The organism is Streptomyces sp. TRM70350, assembly GCF_019219825.1.
In the GTDB taxonomy this organism is placed as follows: Bacteria; Actinomycetota; Actinomycetes; order Streptomycetales; family Streptomycetaceae; genus Streptomyces.
In genome coordinates this window covers 99,358-120,083 of the sequence record NZ_JAHUXH010000022.1, presented here as the reverse complement: position 1 = coordinate 120,083, position 20,726 = coordinate 99,358, and the positions used below count along the sequence as shown (strand labels likewise).

The following is a 20,726-nucleotide window of genomic DNA, read 5'->3' as shown; positions in this document are numbered from 1 at the left end:
CCGCACTCACACCTGGCCCCGGCCACCCCCCTGCGGGGTGGCCGGGGCCAGGTCGCGCGATGGCCGGATCGCGGTCCTTGTGGGGAGGCTCACAGGGCTCTCATAATCCAGCGCACGGGAATTGACATGCGCCTGACACTCCCATGGCCATTCCCGCATCCCCAGACCCCCCACGGAAGGCGTCAAGGTGAAGACTCTCCTCAAGGCCCTCAAGAGATGCGCGGTCGCCGGTGCGGCCGCGCTCGCGGTGGTCAGCCTGCAGCCCGTGTCGGCCGCGCAGGCGGCGCCCGCGCCCGTGGTCGGCGGCACGCGTGCCGCGCAGGGCGAGTTCCCGTTCATGGTCCGGCTGTCGATGGGCTGTGGCGGTGCGCTGTACACCCAGCAGATCGTGCTGACCGCCGCCCACTGCGTCGGCGCCACCGGCAACAACACCAGCATCACCGCCACCGCCGGTGTGGTGGACCTGCGGTCCACCAACGGCCGCGTCCAGGTCCGCTCCACCAAGGTCTACAGAGCCCCCGGCTACAACGGCGACGGCAAGGACTGGGCCCTGATCAAGCTCGCCCAGCCGATCAATCTGCCGACCCTGAAGATAGCCACCACCGCGCAGTACAACACCGGCACCTTCACCGTCGCCGGCTGGGGCGCGGCCCGTGAGGGCGGCGGCCAGCAGCGCTACCTGCTCAAGGCGAACGTGCCGTTCGTCAGTGACGCCACGTGCCGTTCCTACAGCGGCTACGGCGGGCTGATCCCGCGCGAGGAGATCTGCGCCGGGTACGCGGCGGGCGGCGTGGACACCTGCCAGGGCGACTCCGGCGGTCCCATGTTCCGCCGGGACGCCTCCGGCGCCTGGATCCAGGTCGGCATCACCAGCTGGGGCATCGGCTGTGCCCGCCCCAACGCCCCCGGTGTCTACACCGAGGTCTCCACCTTCGCCTCCGCGATCGCCTCGGCGGCGGCCACCCTCTAGGACGCACAGATGTACGGGCCCGGTGCCGTGTCAGCACCGGGCCCGTTCCGCGTCCCCGGGCACGCGTTTCAGAAACCGCCTCCGAAGTCCCCACCGCCGAAGCCGCCCCAACCGCCGCCGAAGTCGCCCGCGTTGAAGTCCGCGCCGGAGAGGTCACCGCCCTCGTAGCCGCCGGCGCCGAAGTCTCCGTAGCCGGAGCCGTAGTCGGCGGCGTAGGACGGGGTGGCCATCATGCTGCCGAGCATGGTGCCGACGAGCAGGCCGGGGAGGATGCCGCCGCCGAAGTAACCGCCGGCCCAGGGGCCGTAGGCCGGGCCCGCGTCCCAGTACGGGCGGCGGCCGGAGGCCGTGTCGACCTCGCGGATGATCGGGTCCTGGCCGTCGGACAGGCGGACCCGGTCGGCCGCGCACACCGGCACCTCGCGGGTCGCGCCGCCCATCGGGGTCCAGGTGACGTCGGCGACCGAGGGGCCGTGGCGCGGGTCGAAGAAGCACGGCGGACGCCGTTCGGGGAGCGGGCGCCCCTCGCGGCGGGCGGCCAGCGTCACGAGCGAGAAGCGGCCGTCCTCCAGGCACTGGGTGACCGCCCGTACGTCCTCGGGCCTCTGGGCCGCCGCCATGTGCGCCTTGGCCTTCTCGTAGGCGTCCAGCGCGTGTTCGTAGTCCGCGCGCATGGTGTCGTCGGCGCCGGGTTCGGCGGGGTGGAAGTCCAGGCGGTCCAGTTCCTCGCCGAAGGCGGTGATGTCCTCGTCGACCACCACCCGCAGCTTCTCCAGCGCCGCCCGCTGCTCCTCCTCGTGGCGGCGGCGGTTGCGGTGCGCGATCGCGTACGCGCCCGCGCCACCCGCGGCCAGGACCGCGCCGAGGGTGATCAGACCGGTGGTCGAGAGGCCCTCACCGGTGCCCTCGCTCCAGCTGCTCGGCGCCGTGCCGCCCACGTTGCGCAGCGCGCTGTCGACGAAGTCGTTCAGCTGGGCCTTGGCGTCGCCCGCGCCCTGCACGGACGTGACCAGGTTGGACACGGCCCCGCGGCTCAGCACGCTGCTGTCGGCGCGGGCGTCGAACTCGTCGCCGAGCCGGATGCCGTACAGGCCGGTGACACCGGTTTCGGTGCGCAGGTTCTGGAAGAGGTTCGCCTTGGGGTAGTCGGACGGGAGGACCGCCACGAAGACGGGTTTGTCCGCGTCCTTGATCTTGTCGGCGAGCGCTTCGGCGTCCGACGCCGACAGCACGTCGGACGCGGCCGGGTCCACGTAGACCGGACTCTCGCGCAGGGCGTCGGCGACCTTGGACAGATCGGTGGCCGCGTGTGCGCCGGGCACACCGGCCAGCAGCACCGCCAGCACGGCGGCGACAGGCACGATCAGGAGGCGTACGAGCCTTTGTACGAGCGCGGCCTTCATATGTTCGAAGCTACCTGAATGGGCGCAGAAACGGACATCGGTCACAGGAGGAATTCCCCGGGACCGATGCCCGCGGCGGGGTCGGTCACGCCGCCTTGTACGCGGCGGTCAGTTTCTCCACCACCGCCCCGTACCGGCCGGTCAGCAGCAGATGGTCCGCCTCGGCGAACGGCTTCGCCACCGCCCGGGCCGCGATGCCGAGCGCCCTCAGGGCCGGGGCGCCGCCCGCCGGGACCTCGGTCCGGGTGGTCAGGCCCCAGCCGTACGGGTACTGCGGGTCGTACGAGGCGTCCCCGAGTTTGATCGGCAGCTGGTCCTGCGACTTCGGCCAGGTCACCGGCAACTGCCCGGTGAAGGGCCGCCTGCCGTACAGCACGTCGGCCACGCCGTCGCCCTCCGTCCCTGGCAGCCAGGACGCCACCAGCGCGTCGCTCTCGCCGAGCCGGTCGCCGAGGAGCTGTGGGCGCCCGGAGACGATCAGCACCGCGCACTTCATCGCCGCGCACACCTTGTCGACGGCTGCCCGGTCGGCCGGAGCCGCCCTGCCAGGTGGTGGTCCAGCCGCCGGTCTGGTTGCCGATGTCGTCGGCGTTGGATCCGGCGACGTACACGTTCTGCGAGCGCTTCGGCGGCAGCAGGCCGCCGCTGTTCTTCAGCAGCACCTGCGACTCGGCCGCCTCCCGCGCGACCGCGCGGTGCTCGGCGGAGCCGATCCTCGACGCGCCGCTGGTGTCGGCGTACGGCCGCTCGAAGAGGCCCAGCCGGAACCTCTGCGTGAGGATGCGGGAGACGGCGTCGTCGATCCGCCGCTCGCTGATCCCGCCCGCCCGTACCTCGTCGACCAGGGCGGTGCGGAAGTCCTGGTACGCGTACGGGACCATGATCATGTCGAGGCCTGCGTTGATCGACGTACGGACGTCGCAATTCCGGGCCGGATCCGGTCGGTTGTCCGTTCTGCTTCTGAATGCGCCTTCGGCACCGAGCACTCGGGCGGCACCCGGATCGCCGACCAGGGGTTGGCGCAAACCGGACCGGGGCGTCGGCCGGGCTGCGGATAGGCTTCACCGGCCCCATCGTGGAGATACGCGCCGAATCGACGGCCGTGACCTGGAGCCGAGATGACCACATCGCAGGATCTGCTGATCGTCGCCCTGAACGTCCCCTCCAACCGAGAGGTCGGGCAGGGCGACCTCTCGCTCGCCCTCGCCGGCGCGGAACTGCTCGATCTCGTCGACGCGGGAGTGCTCACCCTGGAGGACGATCGCCTCGTGCCCGGCGCCGAGCGCACCACGGGGGACCGGCTGCTGGACGAGGCCGGGGCGTCACTCGTCCGGCACCCGCCGTACGAGACGGTCGAGGACTGGCTGTGGCGCCGCGGGCGCGGGCTGGCCCAGGCCTATGTCGGCGTCCTGGAGGAGGAGACGCCGACCGGTGGGGCGCTCCGTCACTGGCTGCGGCGGCGCAGCGAACCGGCCGCGGCGGCCGACTCGCCCTCCCGACGCCGCGCGAACGACCGGTGGGCCGCCCACGAGCCCGTCCTCGTGGGCCTCGCGGACACCCTGGGCATCGAGGGACCGTCGGCGGCCGGGCCCGGCGACGCCGCCGACGAGCCGGTGGTGACCGTCCTGGCCGCCGTGCACGACGCCCTGACCGAACTGGAGGCCGTCCGGCAGCGCCGCCGCATCGAGGACGAGGCCTTCGAGAACGTGTGGCGGGCGCCCTGACCTGGCGGTCGGCCGAGACCAGCGGGCGGTCCTCGCCGTAGCGGGGACCGGGCGCCGCGCCCGCCCGTGTTCCCACGACCCCGGGGATGCCGTCCCGTGCGGGGCCGTCGGCTGAAGGCGGCCGGTGTCGTCAGAAGCGTCGACGCGTTCGTGGCCGCGCAGCAGTCGCCGAACCCCCGGCGGGGACACGATGCAGGCCCGCGCCTGTCTGCCGCCGGATCACACCCCCCGCCCGCGGCGGCCGGTCGCGGCCGCCGCGGTGCGCCCCTGTCGGGCCCGGCTGCAAGCCCGGCGGGCGCGGCAGGCGTTGGTCCGGTTACGAGGCCGGTTCCACGCCCGCCCGGAGGAGGCCGTACGTGTACGCGTCCTCCAGGGCCTGCCAGGAGGCGGCGATGACGTTGTCCGCGACGCCGACCGTCGACCACTCGCCCGTGCCGTCGGAGGTGGCGATGAGGACCCGGGTGGTGGACTGGGTGCCGTGCTTGCCCTCCAGGATGCGGACCTTGTAGTCGACCAGCTCCAGCTTGGCGAGCTGCGGGTAGATCTTCTCCAGCGCGACCCTCAGCGCCCGGTCCAGGGCGTTGACCGGGCCGTTGCCCTCCGCGGTGGCGACGATGCGCTCGCTCTTGGCCCACAGCTTCACCGTGGCCTCGTTGGCGTGGCTGCCGTCGGGGCGGTCCTCGACGATCGCCCGCCAGGACTCGACGTCGAAGTACTTGAGCGGCCTGCCCTCGACCTCGGCGCGGAGCAGCAGTTCGAAGGAGGCGTCCGCCGCCTCGTACGTGTAGCCCTTGAGCTCGCGTTCCTTCACCCGCTCCACGACCCGGCCGACCAGCTCGCGGTCGCCGCCCAGGTCGATGCCGAGTTCCTTGCCCTTGAGCTCGACCGAGGCGCGGCCCGCCATGTCGGAGACCAGCATCCGCATGGTGTTGCCGACCCGCTCGGGGTCGATGTGCTGGTACAGGTCCGGGTCGACCTTGATGGCGGAGGCGTGCAGCCCCGCTTTGTGCGCGAAGGCGGAGACGCCGACGTAGGGCTGGTGGGTGGAGGGGGTGAGGTTGACGACCTCGGCGATCGCGTGCGAGATGCGGGTCATCTCGCGGAGGTGGCCCTCGGGGAGGACCTTCTTGCCGTACTTCAGTTCCAGGGCGGCGACCACGGGGAACAGGTTGGCGTTGCCGACGCGCTCGCCGTAGCCGTTCGCCGTGCACTGGACGTGGGTCGCGCCCGCGTCGACCGCGGCGAGGGTGTTGGCGACCGCGCAGCCGGTGTCGTCCTGGGCGTGGATGCCGAGGCGGGCGCCGGTGTCGGCGAGGACCGTGGCGACGACCGCGTGGACCTGGGCCGGGAGCATGCCGCCGTTGGTGTCGCAGAGGACGACGACGTCGGCGCCGGCCTCCGATGCCGTACGGACGACGGCTTTCGCGTACTCCGGGTTGGCGCGGTAGCCGTCGAAGAAGTGCTCGCAGTCCACGAAGACGCGGCGGCCCTGCTCCCTCAGGTAGGACACCGTGTCGCGGACCATCCGCAGGTTCTCGTCCAGGGTGGTGCGCAGGGCGAGTTCGACGTGCCGGTCGTGCGACTTGGCGACCAGGGTGATCACCGGGGCGCCGGACTCCAGGAGCGCCTTGACCTGCGGGTCCTCGCTCGCCTTCGCCCCGGCGCGGCGGGTGGCGCCGAACGCGACCAGCTGGGCGTGGCGGAACTGGATCTCCTGCTGGGCGCGGGCGAAGAACTCGGTGTCCCGCGGGTTGGCGCCCGGCCAGCCGCCCTCGATGAAGCCCACGCCGAAGTCGTCCAGGTGCCGTGCGATGGCCAGCTTGTCCGCGACGGTGAGGTTGATGCCCTCCCGCTGGGCGCCGTCTCGCAGGGTGGTGTCGAAGACGTGGAACGAGTCGTCGAGCTCGCTGGTTTCCGTCATGGTCTGAAGGCTCCTGAGGTATGGATCTCGGTCTGTACCGGAATGACCGGCTCCACCGTCCCCTATGATCCCTCGCGCGCTGAGCTCCCGGCTGAGGGTGGGCCAGAAATGCGAAAAACCCCTCGCGGGTGCGAGAGGTCTGCGCGCGGGTCGAGGACGACGGTGGCCGCCCGTACCTGGTCGTACGTGGCGGTCACTGCGGACCGGCGCGCCTGCTGCCAATAATCATCGTGGCGAACGAGAGCACGGGGGCAGTCTGGCACAAGCCGCCTCCGGTCTCACGGGCGTCTCAGGATGCGGGCGGTAGTCCCACCGTCACGCTCGCGGCCCAGGCGGCTACGCGTCGCCCCGTACCAGCGCGTCGTCCAGGAACTCCCGTACGTGGTCCAGGATCTGCGCCCGGTCGGTTCCCCGCAGCCCGATCGCCACATGGATGGAGAACCCGTCGAGCAACGCCCGCAACCGGGCGGCGAAGCGGTCGGCGTCGACGCGGTGGAACTCCCCCCGCGACACCCCCTCCGCGATCAGGGCGACCAGATCGCGGTGCCAGGCGCCCTCGATGGCGGCCTGCCGGGCGCGGGCGTCGTCGTCGGCGTTCTGCGAGCGGTTCCAGACCTCCAGCCAGAGCGTCCAGTGCGGGTCGCGATGACCGTCGGGGACGTACAGGTCGACGTACGCGTCGAGCCGTTCCCGCGCGCCACCGCCACCGCTGAGCAGCCGCCCACGCGCGGCGCCCAGCCGCCCCTCGCTCCACTCCAGGGTCTGCAGCAGCAGCTCGTCCTTGCTGTGGAAGTAGTACAGGAGATGGCCGCTGCTCATCCCCACCGCACGGCCCAGCGCCGCCATGGTGAGCTTCTCCAGACCGCGCTCGGCGATCATCTCCATGGCGGCGGCGAGGACGTCCTCGCGCGGCGGGGCGTTCTTGCGCGCGCGGGCCGCACCGGCCATCCGTGACTCCTCTAGGTCTTCGGCTGCTGTTGCGTGATGCAGTGGATGCCTCCACCCCCCGCGAAGATCGTACGGGCGTCCACCAGCGTCACGGTCCGCTCCGGGAACAGGCGGCGGAAGATGCCTGCCGCGATCTCGTCGCGCGGGTCGTCGAAACCGCAGAGCACCACGCCGCCGTTGCACAGGTAGTGGTTGATGTAGGAGTAGTCGGCCCAGTGACCGTCGGCCTCCAGGACGGTCGGGGCGGGCACCTCGACGACCTCCAGGCGGCGGCCCCGCGCGTCCGTCTGCGCCTTCAGGATGCCGATGACCTCCTGCGTCACCTCGTGGTCGGGGTGCGCCGGGTCCGGTTGCGCATGGGCCACGACCACGCCGGGGCGGGCGAAGGCGGCGACGATGTCGACGTGGCCCAGGGTGCCGAAGCCGTACGGCGGGTAGTCGCCGGTGAGACCGCGAGGCAGCCAGATGGCCTTGCGGGTGCCGAGGTGGGCGTGGATCTCGTCCTCGACCGCCTCGCGCGTCCAGCCCGGGTTGCGCTCGGGTCCGAGCTGGACCGTCTCCGTCAGCAGGACCGTGCCCTCGCCGTCGACATGGATCGCGCCGCCCTCGTTGACGAGCTGAGAGGCGTACGTCTTCGCGCCCGCGAGGTCCGAGACGTACGCGGCGATCTTCGCGTCGTGCTCCCAGCGGGCCCAGTCCCGGGCGCCCCAGCCGTTGAACGTCCAGGCGACGGCGGCCAGTTCGCCCTTGCCGTCGGTCAGGAACGTGGGGCCGATGTCCCGCATCCACGCGTCGTCGAGGTCGCGTTCGACCGTCTCGATGCCGTCGCCCAGGAGGCTTTTCGCGTCCGCCGACCGCCCGGGGCCGCACACCACCGTCACCGGCTCGAAGCGGCGGATCGCGCGGGCGACGCGGGCCCAGGCGTTCCGGGCGGCGGCGAGGTCCTGCGGGGCGTCGAAGGTGGGGTTCGGGCCCGGCCACGCCATCCAGGTGCGCTCGTGCGGGGTCCACTCGGCGGGCATGCGGAAGCCGTCGGATGCGGGGGTGCTCACAGGGTTCCTCACAGGAAGTACAGACGGTTGAGGGAGACGGACTCGGCCGGAGCGGAGCGCAGCGGGTCGCCGTCGAGGGTGACCAGTCCGGTGCGCTGGTCGACGTCGACCTGTCCGGTACGGGAGTTGAGGCGCAGCTCGGCCGGGCCGATCCCGCGCGTGCCGCGCACGGCGACCCTGCGGCGCCGGGTCGGCATGGTGTCGTGGCCCTGGTCGAGCGCGGCGCGGGCGACGAACGCGACCGAGAGGTCGGCCGGGGTCGCGCCGTGCGCGCCGAACTGCGGGCCCAGCACGAGGGGTTCGCAGGTGTCGGTGGCCGCGTTGGGGTCGCCGACCACGCCGTACGCCGGGAACCCGGCCTTGAGCACCAGCTGCGGCTTGGCGCCGAAGAACTCCGGGCGCCACAGCACGAGGTCGGCGAGCTTGCCGACCTCGATGGAGCCGACCTCGTGGGAGAGGCCGTGCGCGATGGCGGGGTTGATGGTCAGCTTGGCCAGGTAGCGCAGGACGCGCTCGTTGTCGTGACCGGCGTCGGGGGCGCCGAGTTCGGCCTTCATCTTCCCGGCCATGGCGAAGGTACGGCGGACCGTCTCGCCCGCGCGGCCCATGCCCTGCGCGTCGGACGAGGTGATGCCGATGGCGCCCAGGTCGTGCAGGACGTCCTCGGCGCCCATGGTCCCGGCGCGGATGCGGTCGCGGGCCATGGCGGCGTCGCCGGGCAGGTCGGTCTTCAGGTCGTGGACGGAGACGATCATGCCGTAGTGCTCGGCGACCGCGTCCCGGCCGAAGGGCAGGGTGGGGTTGGTGGAGGAGCCGATGACGTTGGGCACCCCGGCCATCTTCAGCACGTTCGGGACGTGTCCGCCCCCGCAGCCCTCGATGTGGAAGGCGTGGATGGTGCGGCCCTCCAGGACGCGCAGGGTGTCCTCCACCGAGAGGCACTCGTTGAGGCCGTCGCTGTGCAGGGCGACCTGGACGTCGTGCTCCTCGGCGACGCGGAGCGCGGTGTCCAACGCACGTGTGTGCGCACCCATGTCCTCGTGCACCTTGAAGCCGCAGGCGCCGCCCTCGGCGAGGGCTTCGACGAGTGGCGCCTGGTGCGAGGACGAACCCCGCCCCAGGAAGCCGATGTTGACCGGCCAGGCGTCGAAGGCGTTGAACGCGTGCCGCAGCGCCCACGGGGAGTTCACCCCTACCCCCCACACCGGCCCGAACTCCTGCCCGATGATCGTGGTCACCCCGGATGCCAGCGAGGCCTCCATGACCCGCGGCGACAGCAGGTGGACGTGGGTGTCGACGGCCCCGGCGGTGGCGATGAGGCCCTCGCCGGACACGATCGACGTGCCGGTGCCGACCACGACGTCGACGCCGTCGAGGGTGTCGGGGTTCCCGGCCCGGCCGATCGAGCAGATCCGGCCCTCGCGGATGCCGATGGAGACCTTGCGGATCCCCTGCACCGCGTCGATCACGACGACGTTGCTGATCACGACGTCGCAGGTGTCCCGGACGGCGGCGGCCTTGAGGTGCAGTCCGTCGCGGGCGGTCTTGCCGAAACCGGCGAGGAACTCGTCGCCGTAGCGCTGGGAGTCGGACTCCACCCGGATCGTCAGGCCGGAGTCGCCGAGGCGGATGCGGTCGCCGGCGCGGGGGCCGTGGGTGGCGGCGTACTCGTACGGGGTGAGGCGGCGGGCTTCGGCGGGGTGGCCTCCGGGGCGGCTCATCGCTCGACCTCCTGGTCGGTTGTTTCGGACACGCCGAGGTAGCCGCAGGCGGCGGCGCGGCGCAGCGCCTCCTCGCGGGCGCCGGGCGCGTCCAGCGGCCCGTCGACCAGACCGGCGAAGCCGATCGCGATCCGGTCGCCGCCGATCGGCACGAGGCCCACCTCGGCGGTCTCGCCGGGACCGAAGCGCACGGACGACCCGGCGGGCACGGCGAGGCGCATGCCGTAGGCGTCGGCCCGGTCGAAGTCCAGGCGCGGGTTGGCCTCGAAGAAGTGGAAGTGGGAGGTGACGGAGACGGGCACGGTGGCGGTGTTGGTGACCGTCAGCCGCGCCACCGCCTCGGGCTCGGCGTGCTCCGGCCCGGGCAGCAGCGCGCCCGGCGCCCGCTCCCCCGGCCCGCCCCCGATGGGATCCGACACGACCGCGAGCCGCGAGCCGTCGTCGAAGACGGCCTCGACGTGCACCTCGGTCACGACGTCGGCGACGCCCGGCAGGACGTCGTCCGGGCCGAGCACCGACCGGGCGCGCCGGATCGCCTCGGCGAGCCGGGCCCCGTCCCGGGCGGCTTCGCACACGGTGTCCGCGATGAGTGCGGTCGCCTCCGGGACGTTCAGCCGCAGCCCGCGGGACCTGCGTGCCCGGGCCAGTTCGGCAGCCCCGAAGAGCAGCAGCCGGTCACGTTCCGTGGGGGTCAGTCTCACTGCGCGGCACCTCCTTGCCTTTCCTCGTTTTAGAGCACCACTCTAAACATTGGAATGCCGCAGCCCAAGGGTTGACGACAGGAGGTTGGACACCTCAGATTGAACGTCACTCTAACCGAGGGAGACCCACCATGCCGATGGAACAGCGCGGAGTCGACACCATCCCCGACGAGGAACGCACCAGCACACCCCGCGACCTCGTCTCGATCCTGCTCGGCTCCAACCTCTGCCTCGGAGTGATCGTCTTCGGCTGGCTGCCGCCGTCCTTCGGGCTGGACTGGTGGGCGTCGGTGAGCTCGATCCTGGTCGGCACGGTCGTCGGCACGGCCGTCACCGCCCCGCTCGCCCTGATCTCCCTGCGCACCGCCACCAACCTGTCGACGTCCTCCGGCGCCCAGTTCGGGGTGCGCGGCCGCCTGGTCGGCTCGATCGTGGGGCTGCTGCTCGCCCTCGGCTACACCGCGCTGACCGTGTGGATCGGCGGCGATGTCACGGTGCGCGTCCTGGAGCGGCTGGTCGGCCTGCCCGCGAGCGACCTGTCGTACGGCCTGGTCTACGCGCTGCTCGCCGCCGCCACCGTCGCGGGCGCGGTCTACGGCTACCGCGTGCTGCTCGCCATGTCCCGCGTCCTCGCCATCGCCATGACCGGGCTGCTGGTCCTCGGACTCGTCGCCTACGCACCCGACTTCACCACCGGCGCGCTGCCCGAGGCGGGCGGCTATCTGCTCGGCGGATTCTGGCCGACCTGGGTGCTGGCGACGGTGGCCGCGGGTCTGTCCGGCCCGATCGCCTTCATCACGCTCCTCGGCGACTACACCCGCTACATCTCCCCGGCCCGCCACTCCTCCCGCCGGGTGCTGCACGCGACCTGGCTGGGCCTGCTGCTCGGCCTGCTGGTCCCACAGCTGTTCGGCACCTTCACGGCGTACGCCGCCCGCGCCGCCCTGGACTACGCCGGGCCACTGGTCACGGCCTCCCCGGCCTGGTACCTGATCCCGCTCCTGCTGGCCGCCTCCGCCGGCTCCGTCGGCAACGCCGGGCTGATGCTCTACTCCATGGGCCTCGACCTGGACGCCATCCTGCCGCGCGCCTCCCGCGCCCGGGCCACCTGCGCGGTCGCGGTCCTCGCCACCGCCTGCGTCTTCGCCGGGCACTTCGCCTGGGAGGCGCAGACCGCGATGACGTCGTTCGTCCTGCTGCTGACGGCGATCGGCACGCCGTGGGCAGTGATCACCCTGATCGGCTTCGTCCGCTGCGGCGGGGTGTACGACGCGGAGGCGCTCCAGGTGTACAACCGCCGGGCCCGGGGCGGTGCGTACTGGTACCGGGGCGGCTGGAACCTCCCGGCCGCCGTGTCGTGGGTGCTGGGTGCGGTGGTCGGCGTGCTGGCGGTCGCGCTGCCGTGGTACGAGGGGCCGCTGCTGGCCCTGACCGGCGGGGTGGACGTGAGTTTCCTGCTGTCGGGGGCGGTGGGCGGTCTGGCGTATCTGCTGATCCCGGTGCGCGCGAGGACGGCCGTGGAGGGGGACTCCGGCGCGGCCCGGGCGACTGCCGAGGTGTAGCTACTGCTCCGGGCCGGCCGTCGGCAGGGGCTGCTCCGTCCAGATGACCTTGCCGTCGGTGGTGTAGCGCGTGCCCCAGCGCGCGGTCAGCTGGGCGACGAGGAACAGCCCGCGTCCGCCCTCGTCCTCGGTGCGGGCGCGGCGCAGCCGGGGCGAGGTGCTGCTGCCGTCGGAGACCTCGCAGATCAGCGCGCGGTCGCGGAGCAGCCGCAGCTGCACCGGGCCGGTGGCGTGGCGGATGGCGTTGGTGACCAGTTCGCTGGCGACCAGTTCCGTGGTGAAGGCGAGGTCGTCCAGGCCCCAGGCGGACAGCTGGTCGGTGACCGCGGCGCGGGAACGGGAGACGACCGCCGGATCGCTGGGCAGCTCCCACTGCGCGACCCGCTCGGGCCCCAGGGCGTGGGTGCGGGCGACGAGCAGGGCCACGTCGTCGCTGGCCCGGGACGGCAGCAGCGCGTCCAGGACCGCCTCGCAGGTGTCCTCGGGCGTCCCGTCGGCCCGCGCCAGGACGGCGGCGAGCTTCTTCAGGCCCGAGTCGTAGTCCCGGTAGCGGTCCTCGATCAGGCCGTCGGTGTAGAGCACGAGCCGGCTGCCCTCGGCCAGTTCGAGTTCGACGGTCTCGAAGGGCAGCCCGCCGAGCCCGAGCGGCGGCCCCGAGGGCAGGTCGACGAACTCGACGGTGCCGTCCGGACCGACCACTGCGGGCAGGGGGTGCCCGGCGCGGGTCAGGGTGCAGCGCCGGGACACCGGGTCGTAGACCGCGTACAGGCAGGTGGCTCCGACGATGCCGGAGTCCGGCTGGGTGCTCTCCACCGCCCAGCCCTCGGCCCGGTCGAGCCGTCCCACCAGGTCGTCGAGGTGGGTCAGGAGGTCGTCGGGCGGCAGGTCCAGGGAACAGAAGTTGTGCACGGCGGTGCGCAGCCGGCCCATGGTGGCGGCGGCGTGCAGCCCGTGTCCGACCACGTCGCCGACGACCAGCGCGACCCGGGCGCCGGACAGCGGGATCACGTCGAACCAGTCGCCGCCCACACCGGCCTGAGCGGGCAGATAGCGGCAGGCGACGTCGACGGCGCTCTGCTCGGGGCAGCCGCGCGGCAGCAGGCTGCGCTGCAGGGCGAGGGCGGTGTTGTGCTCCCGCGTGTACCGGCGGGCGTTGTCGATGCAGATGGCGGCGCGGCCGGCCAGCTCCTGCGCCAGGGACAGGTCGTCCTCCTCGAAGGGGGCGGGCTTCTCGCAGCGGTAGAAGCTCACGACGCCGAGGGTGGCGCCCCGTGCCCGGAGCGGGACCGTGATCAGGGAGTGGATGCCGGCCGCGAGCACCCGTTCGAGCCGCGGCGGGTCCTGGGCGAGCCAGCCGTCGGCCGCACCGAGGACGGGTTCGAGCACGGACTGCCTGCTCTCCAGACTGCGGGCCTGCGGTGTGGACGGCACGTACCGGACCGTGTCGCCGACGCGGTAGAGGTGGGACTCCTCGTGTACGGCGCCCAGGGAGACGCGGCGCAGCGGCGTGTCCGCTCCGAGGGGGCCGGGCTCGTCGCCGTGCAGCACGGAGTCGGGAAGGTCGACGGCGGCGAAGTCGGCGAAGTGGGGGACGGTCACGTCCGCCAGCTCCTCGGCGGTGCGGGTGACGTCCAGCGTGGTGCCGATCCGGACGCTCGCGTCGTGCAGCAGCTCCAGGCGCCTGCGGGCCAGGACGGCCAGTCGGCCGACGCCGGGCTCGCCGACGAGGACCAGCCGGCCGCCGCCGTCGCCGTCGCCGCTGCCGTCCCGGTCGGTCACGGCGCGGCCCGGTTCCGAGGCGGCCTCGTCGGACAGGGCCCGGCCCGGTTCCGAGCGGGCCTCGGTGGCGGGCGGCGGCACGGGCGGGCGGGCCACGGTCGGGGTGGTGGCCGGCGTCGGCAGGGCCGCGAAAAGTGCCTCGGCCACCGACCTCGGTTCGGTCGGCACGCCCGTCGCCGCCTCGGCCGCCGTGGCCGGTGCGGTCATGCGCAGTCGCGGGCCGCCGAGAATACGGGCCTCGACGACCACGCCCGTCACGCCCGCCGCGCCCATGACCGGGCGGCGCAGCAGCGTGGCGATCCGGCCGTCGGACAGTTTCACCTCGTCGAGGGTGCGCCGCGGCGAGGCGATGAGTTCCTCCGCCTTCTCCCGCATGACCGAGAGGTCGAGCCGGCTGAGGCCACCGGCGTCATGGCCGTCCCTCGGCATCGCCGCCGCGACCGCGGGCTGCTCCGGCCATCGGCCGGCGGCGCGGCCGGCCCGCCGGTACGCGGCGAGCAGGGCCCGTTCCCGCTGCGTGGACTGTTCCAGCAACCGCGCCTCGATGCCGCGGGCGGCCTCGTGCACCAGCCGCAGCATGGTCGGGTCGTTGTCGTCGCGCAGGCAGGTGAGGTCGAGGACCGCCTCGATGCGCCCGCTGAGGGGGTCGCGCACGGGCGCGCCCGCGCAGGCGAAGGGCTGCAGGCAGTCGGCGAAGTGTTCACGGCCGATCACGAAGACGGGACCGCGCTCGGCCAGCGCCGTGCCGACGCCGTTGGTGCCCACGACCCGTTCGGAGGCGTCGAAACCGGGGGCGAACCGCACCTCGTCGAGGCTGTCGCGCAGCTTCCGGTCACCGCCGAGGCGCTGGACCATACGGCCCTGCGCGTCACAGAGCGCGATGGCCATGCCCACGTTGGCGAGCGAGGCGGCCAGACCCTTCAGGACCGGTTCGGCGGCGCGCAGGAAATGCTCGTCCAGTGCCAGGTCCGGGGCATAGGGGATCACCAGCTGGTGCGGTTCGAGCCCCGCGGACCTGCAGCGCTTCCAGGAGTTCAGCACCGTGTCGCGGACCGCGGACTCGACGAGCGTACCGGCGAGAAACCGCTCGTGGGCATCGACGAGCCCGCCGATGTCGTCCCAGGCGACGGACAACGGGATCACTTCCTCACCGCAGACCGCTCGGGTCGCGTACCGCCGTTCGGCACGCCACCTGGGCGGGACCTCCGGGCGCATTCACCCTATGCCCGCTGCGACCCGGATAACAACCAGATAACGGTGCCGAACCGCGCCTGGTGAGGCGCGGTTCGGCACCACCGGCGGAGCGCTCAGGCCAGCTCGTGCATCCAGCCGTGCTTGTCCTCGGCCGTGCCGCGCTGGATGTCGAGGAGGGCCCGGCGGAGGCGGAGGGTGACCTCGCCGGGCTCGCCGCCCGACTGCTGCCACTCGCCGGTCGCGCGCTTGACCGTGCCGACCGGCGTGATCACGGCGGCCGTACCACAGGCGAAGACTTCGGTGAGGGTGCCGTTCTCGGTGTCGCGCTGCCACTGGTCGACGGAGACGCGGCCCTCCTCGGCCTGGTAGCCGAGGTCGCGGGCGACGGTCAGGAGGCTGTCGCGGGTGACGCCCTCCAGGATGGAGCCGGTGAGGGACGGCGTGACGATCTTGTTGCCGTACACGAAGTACAGGTTCATCCCGCCGAGTTCCTCGACCCACTTGTGCTCGACCGCGTCGAGGTAGCAGACCTGGTCGCAGCCCTTGGCGGCGGCCTCGGCCTGGGCGAGCAGGGAGGCCGCGTAGTTGCCGCCGGTCTTGGCGTCACCCATGCCGCCGGGGACGGCGCGGACGCGGTCCTCGGAGACCCAGATGGAGACCGGCCTGACGCCGCCCGGGAAGTAGGCACCGGCCGGGGAGGCGATGACGAGGAAGAGGTACTCGCCCGCGGGCTTCACACCCAGCCCGACCTCGGTGGCGATCATGAACGGGCGCAGGTAGAGGGACTCCTCGCCGCCGTGCGCCGGGACCCACGCCTTGTCCTGCTGCACCAGCGCGTCACAGGCCTCGATGAACGTCTCGACCGGCAGCTCGGGCATCGCGAGGCGGCGCGCGGAGCGCTGGAAGCGCAGGGCGTTCTGGTCGGGGCGGAAGGTGGCGACCGAGCCGTCGGGGCGGCGGTAGGCCTTCAGGCCCTCGAAGATCTCCTGCGCGTAGTGCAGGACGTTGGTGGCCGGGTCGAGGGAGATCGGCGCGTACGGGACGAGCTGTCCGTCGTGCCAGCCGCGGCCCTCGGTCCACTTGATGGTGACCATGTGGTCGGTGAAGTGGCGGCCGAAGCCGGGGCTCGCGAGGATCGCCTCGCGCTCCGCGTCGGAGAGCGGGTTGGCGGAGGGCTTGAGCTCGATCGTGGGCGTCGTCATGAGTGGTTGTCCTTCACCGGTTGTTGAGTGACGGGCCGCGCTCACGCCAGAACTGCCAGTGGCCAGTGCTAGGACGTCCGAGCATTCCCACAATCCGCGGCTCCGCGTTCGATTATCGCGCGCAGGTTGCCGTGGACGGAAAACGGCGTGAATGCGGCCCAGGGTTGATGGTCGCACCCGGCGGAGACATGGGGAAGCCGCCGGGTTGTCGATGACCCGGCGGCTTCGAGGGTTCGAGTGCGCGGCGGGTCAGCCGGCTACTCGTACGGCGAGCGCGTCGCCGATCTCGGAGGTGCTGCGGGCGGGCTTGCCCGTGCGCTCCGCGAGGTCGGCGGAGACCGCGTCCTCGATCCGGGCGGCCTCCGTCTCGTATCCGAGGTGGCGCAGCAGCAGGGCGACGGACAGGACCGTGGCGGTGGGGTCGGCCTTGCCCTGGCCGGCGATGTCGGGCGCCGAACCGTGCACGGGCTCGAACATCGAGGGGAACTCGCCGGACGGGTTGATGTTCCCGCTCGCGGCGACGCCGATGCCGCCGGAGACGGCCGCGGCGAGGTCGGTGATGATGTCGCCGAAGAGGTTGTCGGTGACGATGACGTCGAACCGCTCGGGCTGGGTGACCAGGTAGATGGTCGCCGCGTCGACGTGCATGTACTCGGTGGTGACCTCCGGGTACTCCGCGGCCACCCGGTGGAAGATGTTCGTCCACAGGTGGCCCGCGAAGGTCAGCACGTTGTTCTTGTGGATGAGGGCGATCTTCTTGCGCGGGCGGGCCTGGGCGCGGGCGAAGGCGTCCCGGACGACGCGCTCGACGCCGTAGGCGGTGTTGACGGACACCTCGGTGGCGACCTCGTGCTCGGTGCCCTTGCGGATGGTGCCGCCGTTGCCGGTGTACGGGCCCTCGGTGCCCTCGCGGACGACCACGAAGTCGATCTGCGGCTCACCGGCGAGCGGGGTGGCGACACCGGGGAGCAGCTTGCTCGGGCGCAGGTTGACGTGGTGGTCGAAGGCGAAGCGGAGCTTGAGCAGGAAGCCGCGCTCCAGGACGCCGGAGGGGACGCTCGGGTCGCCGATCGCGCCCAGCAGGATGGCGTCGTGCTTCTTCAGCGCGTCGAGGTCGGCGTCGGTGAGGGTCTCACCGGTGGCGTGGTAGCGCCGGGCGCCGAAGTCGTACTCCTTGGTCTCCAGCTTCACATCCTGCGGGAGGACGGCGGAGAGGACCTTCAGGCCTTCGGTCACGACCTCCTGGCCGATGCCGTCACCGGGGATCACTGCGAGATTGATGCTGCGAGACATGCGGGCACCCTACTCCTCGTCCCATGGGATGACATGCACTGTCCGCGATACGGACATATCCTGTGCCGTCCATCCGTACGCGGGGCGGGTGTTGACCCACGTGGGGACGTTCACCGGGGTGCGGCGCGGAGGGAGGTGTCCGCGCCGCACCCCGGTCGGGTGCGGCTCCCGGCTTCGGTGTCCCGTCACGGTCCCTGTACGGCGTGGCTCAGTGGCCGGTCTCACCGCCGTTGTCGCGGCGGTCGAGGGCGCGCTGGAGGGCGGCGGCGGCGTTCTTGCGGTCGGACTCGCTCGTACGGGAGAGGTGACGGACTCGGCGGCGGACGGTCGTCTCGGCCATGGGAAATCGACTCCTTCGAACAGCGTGGAGTGCGGCAGGGGGTTTCGAGACGCCGGGTGGGGCGGGGAGCGGTGCCGCAGGGGTTGCCTGCACGGGGCCCGGCTCACGACCGCCATTCGCTGGATCGAGCGAGACGTTCGGCTCCTACAAAGCTAAGCGAGGACGGACGGTCTGTCTCCACAATTACTCGGACTTCCTACTATCTGAGACGGTGGAGTGCGTCACAGGGGCGTGACCTGCGGGTTTCCGCTAGAGCACATCACCGTCGCGCCAGTCGAAGACCAGTTCGTCATCGGGATCGGCCACCCCGCCGGGGGCGGGCCACACATACGTGGAGCCCTCCTCCTCGGGCAGGCGGATCACCCCGTCCGGGCCGAGCGCGCAGACGCGGCCGCCCCACGCCTGCCAGCCCCGGGCCTCGTACAGGCGGGCGCCGTCGTCGCTGGCGGACAGGGCGCCCATGGTGTAGGCCCGGGTGATGATCCCCTCCAGGGCGGCCATGACCCGGCCGCCGAGCCCGGTGCGCCGCGCATCGCGCCGTACGGCGACCCCCTCGACGTACCCGACCCGAAGCCACCGCTGCCCGTGCCGCACCCGGCGCATGACGACCGCCCCGTGTGCGGCGAGCCCGCGCTCGTCGTGCACCAGGGCGTGCATGCCGCCCAGCGTGTGGTCCCAGTCGGCGTCTCCGAAGTCGCCGTCGAAGGCGTCGTGGAGAAAGCGCCGGACGGTGAGCAGTTGGTCGGGGGCGAGGTCGGCGGTGTGGGCGGTGTGGGTGGTCATGGGGCAAGTATCGCGGGGCCGATTCGGTGGCTGTGTCTCCAACGACCGTTCGCGGGCCCGTGATGCGCCACCTGGGCATGACTCGCGACCCTGCCGACGACTTCGACGACCCGGCCCTCTCCGAGGGCAGCCTGCTACGCCAGAGCGCCCTGTACCGCCTGCCGAAAGCCCGTTGGGTCCTCGGCCCAGGGCAGGTGACCGGCGTCCGGGAGGGTCACGCGCCGGACGCGGGGTGCCAGGCGGTGTCCGGGCCGATGCCCGTGCCGACGACGTGGACCAGCGCGTCCACGCGGCCGGGGTGGGCGAGGCATAGGCGAGCACCAGTCGTGCGCCCCAGGAGTGGCCCAGCAGGGTCATGCGCCGCAGAGCGAAGTGGCGGCGTACCGCGTCCAGGTCCGCCGCGAAGCGGGCCGTCGTCCAGGGGCCCACGCAGCCGGACACGCGCGGGCCAGGGCGGCTCCCGGGGGAAGACGCCCTGGCCCGTGGGGGGTGACGGGATGTCAGCCCATGTGCGGGTAGGTGTAGTCGGTCGGCGGGACCAGCGTCTCCTTGATCGCGCGGGTCAGGGTCCAGCGCATCAGGTTCTGCGGGGCGCCCGCCTTGTCGTTGGTGCCGGACGCGCGGCCGCCGCCGAAGGGCTGCTGGCCGACGACGGCGCCGGTCGACTTGTCGTTGATGTAGAAGTTGCCGGCCGCGTAGCGCAGCTTGTCGGCGGTGTACGCCGCGGCCGCACGGTCGCTGGCGATGACCGAGCCGGTCAGCGCGTAGTCCGACACCGACTCCATCTGCGTCAGCATCTCGTCGTACGTCTCGTCCTCGTAGACGTGCACGGCGAGGATCGGGCCGAAGTACTCGGTGGTGAAGACCTCGTTCTCCGGGTCGGTGCACTCGATGACCGTCGGGCGGACGAAGTAGCCGACCGAGTCGTCGTACGAGCCGCCCGCGACGATTCGGCAGCTCGGGTCCTCCTTGGCCCGGTCGATCGCGGCCTTGTTCTTGGCGAAGGCGCGCTCGTCGATCACGGCGCCGATGAAGTTCGACAGGTCGGTGACGTCACCCATGGTGAGGTAGTCGACCTCGGCGGCGAACTCCTCCTTGAAGCCGGAGTTCCAGATGGACGCCGGGATGTACGCGCGGGAGGTGGCGCTGCACTTCTGGCCCTGGTACTCGAAGGCACCGCGGGTCAGCGCGGTCTTCAGCACCGCACGGTCGGCCGACGGGTGGGCGACCAGGAAGTCCTTGCCGCCGGTCTCGCCGACGATGCGCGGGTAGGAGCGGTACTTGTCGATGTTGGCGCCGACCGTCTTCCACAGGTACTTGAAGGTCCTGGTCGAGCCGGTGAAGTGGATACCGGCGAGGTCGCGGTGCTCCAGGGCGACCTTGGAGACCTCGATGCCGTCACCGGTGACGAGGTTGATGACGCCCTTGGGCAGACCGGCCTCCTCCAGCAGCCGCATCAGCAGCACGGCGGCGTGGGTCTGCGTCGGGCTCGGCTTCCACACCACCACGTTGCCCATGAGCGCGGGCGCGGTGGGCAGGTTGCCCGCGATGGCCGTGAAGTTGAACGGCGTGATCGCGTAGACGAAGCCCTCCAGCGGACGGTGGTCGAGGCGGTTCCAGACGCCCGGGGAGTTGGCCGGGGGCTGCTCGGCCAGGATCTGGCGGGCGTAGGCGACGTTGAAGCGCCAGAAGTCGATCAGCTCGCAGGGGGTGTCGATCTCGGCCTGCTGGGCCGTCTTGGACTGGCCGAGCATGGTGGAGGCGGCCAGGGTCTCGCGCCACGGACCGGCCAGCAGCTCGGCGGCGCGCAGGATGATCGCCGCGCGGTCGTCGAAGGACATCGCGCGCCAGGCCGGGGCAGCGGCCAGGGCCGCGTCGATGGCGTCCTGGGCGTCCTGCTGGGTGGCGTTGCGGTACGTACCGAGCACGGCCTTGTGGTTGTGCGGCTGTACGACCTTGAACTCCTCGCCGCCGCCCATCCGCTTCTCACCACCGATGGTGCAGGGCAGGTCGATGGGGTTCTCGGCCACCTCCTTGAGCTTGACCTCCAGCCGGGCACGCTCGGGCGAGCCGGGGGCGTAGCCGTGCACCGGCTCGTTGACGGGGGTGGGGACCTGGGTCACAGCGTCCATG

At 72.2% G+C, this 20,726-nt stretch carries 15 protein-coding genes and 2 pseudogenes; 3 read left to right on the top strand and 14 right to left on the bottom strand.

Annotated elements, in window-relative coordinates; all coding sequences use genetic code 11:
• Positions 1-187: 187 nt before the first annotated feature.
• Positions 188-970 carry a serine protease gene (locus tag KWI83_RS27450; RefSeq protein WP_218517070.1) on the top strand — a complete coding sequence of 261 codons (783 nt, stop codon included), beginning with the start codon at positions 188-190 and terminating at the stop codon, positions 968-970.
• A gap of 68 nt (positions 971-1,038) precedes the next feature.
• Here the strand turns inward: KWI83_RS27450 and KWI83_RS27445 are convergent, their stop codons facing one another.
• Positions 1,039-2,373 carry a hypothetical protein gene (locus KWI83_RS27445; RefSeq protein WP_218517069.1) on the bottom strand — a complete coding sequence of 445 codons (1,335 nt, stop codon included), beginning with the start codon at positions 2,371-2,373 and terminating at the stop codon, positions 1,039-1,041.
• An 85-nt stretch (positions 2,374-2,458) separates the two neighbouring features.
• Positions 2,459-3,293: pseudogene (locus KWI83_RS27440) on the bottom strand (glycoside hydrolase family 3 C-terminal domain-containing protein); the annotation flags it as partial.
• 198 nt (positions 3,294-3,491) lie between these two features.
• Between KWI83_RS27440 and KWI83_RS27435 the strand changes: the two are divergent.
• A complete protein-coding gene (locus tag KWI83_RS27435; RefSeq protein WP_218517068.1) occupies positions 3,492-4,097 on the top strand; it encodes a GPP34 family phosphoprotein in 606 nt (201 codons plus the stop codon).
• Positions 4,098-4,413: 316 nt separating this feature from the next.
• Here the strand turns inward: KWI83_RS27435 and cimA are convergent, their stop codons facing one another.
• From cimA to ureA, 5 genes are all read right to left on the bottom strand, one after another.
• Positions 4,414-6,018 carry a citramalate synthase gene (gene cimA / locus KWI83_RS27430; protein ID WP_218517067.1) on the bottom strand — a complete coding sequence of 535 codons (1,605 nt, stop codon included), beginning with the start codon at positions 6,016-6,018 and terminating at the stop codon, positions 4,414-4,416.
• Between the two features lie 336 nt (positions 6,019-6,354).
• Positions 6,355-6,966 (bottom strand): TetR/AcrR family transcriptional regulator, encoded by a 612-nt coding sequence (locus tag KWI83_RS27425; protein WP_218517066.1) that lies wholly within the window; start codon positions 6,964-6,966, stop codon positions 6,355-6,357.
• A gap of 11 nt (positions 6,967-6,977) precedes the next feature.
• Positions 6,978-8,018, bottom strand: coding sequence for an agmatine deiminase family protein (locus KWI83_RS27420; RefSeq protein ID WP_308122205.1), 1,041 nt, complete (start codon positions 8,016-8,018; stop codon positions 6,978-6,980).
• 8 nt (positions 8,019-8,026) lie between these two features.
• Positions 8,027-9,739, bottom strand: a complete 1,713-nt coding sequence (locus tag KWI83_RS27415) for an urease subunit alpha (RefSeq protein ID WP_218517065.1) — start codon at positions 9,737-9,739, stop codon at positions 8,027-8,029.
• Positions 9,736-10,440, bottom strand: coding sequence for an urease subunit gamma (gene ureA / locus KWI83_RS27410; protein ID WP_218517064.1), 705 nt, complete (start codon positions 10,438-10,440; stop codon positions 9,736-9,738). Before ureA ends, KWI83_RS27415 begins: the two co-directional genes overlap by 4 nt.
• Positions 10,441-10,571: 131 nt before the next feature.
• Between ureA and KWI83_RS27405 the strand changes: the two genes are divergently transcribed.
• Positions 10,572-12,002 carry a cytosine permease gene (locus KWI83_RS27405; protein ID WP_218517063.1) on the top strand — a complete coding sequence of 477 codons (1,431 nt, stop codon included), beginning with the start codon at positions 10,572-10,574 and terminating at the stop codon, positions 12,000-12,002.
• Here the strand turns inward: KWI83_RS27405 and KWI83_RS27400 are convergent, their stop codons facing one another.
• The 7 genes and pseudogenes from KWI83_RS27400 to pruA form a co-directional block, all read right to left on the bottom strand.
• Entirely contained in the window at positions 12,003-14,915 is a 2,913-nt protein-coding gene (locus KWI83_RS27400) for a SpoIIE family protein phosphatase (protein WP_256362881.1), read from the bottom strand. It abuts the gene before it with no gap.
• Between the two features lie 173 nt (positions 14,916-15,088).
• Positions 15,089-16,177 carry a branched-chain amino acid aminotransferase gene (locus KWI83_RS27395; RefSeq protein WP_218517061.1) on the bottom strand — a complete coding sequence of 363 codons (1,089 nt, stop codon included), beginning with the start codon at positions 16,175-16,177 and terminating at the stop codon, positions 15,089-15,091.
• A 249-nt stretch (positions 16,178-16,426) separates the two neighbouring features.
• On the bottom strand, positions 16,427-17,470 hold the full coding sequence (locus KWI83_RS27390; RefSeq protein WP_218517060.1) for a 3-isopropylmalate dehydrogenase: 1,044 nt from the start codon (positions 17,468-17,470) through the stop codon (positions 16,427-16,429).
• Between the two features lie 208 nt (positions 17,471-17,678).
• Positions 17,679-17,810, bottom strand: a complete 132-nt coding sequence (locus tag KWI83_RS39080) for a hypothetical protein (RefSeq protein WP_256362880.1) — start codon at positions 17,808-17,810, stop codon at positions 17,679-17,681.
• A 249-nt stretch (positions 17,811-18,059) separates the two neighbouring features.
• Positions 18,060-18,593 (bottom strand): GNAT family N-acetyltransferase, encoded by a 534-nt coding sequence (locus tag KWI83_RS27385; protein WP_218517059.1) that lies wholly within the window; start codon positions 18,591-18,593, stop codon positions 18,060-18,062.
• Between the two features lie 363 nt (positions 18,594-18,956).
• A pseudogene (locus KWI83_RS40420) lies at positions 18,957-19,097 on the bottom strand (hypothetical protein); the annotation flags it as partial.
• Entirely contained in the window at positions 19,094-20,725 is a 1,632-nt protein-coding gene (gene pruA, locus KWI83_RS27375) for an L-glutamate gamma-semialdehyde dehydrogenase (RefSeq protein WP_218517058.1), read from the bottom strand. The pseudogene KWI83_RS40420 and the gene pruA, both read right to left, overlap by 4 nt.
• Between the last annotated feature and the right edge of the window lies 1 nt (position 20,726).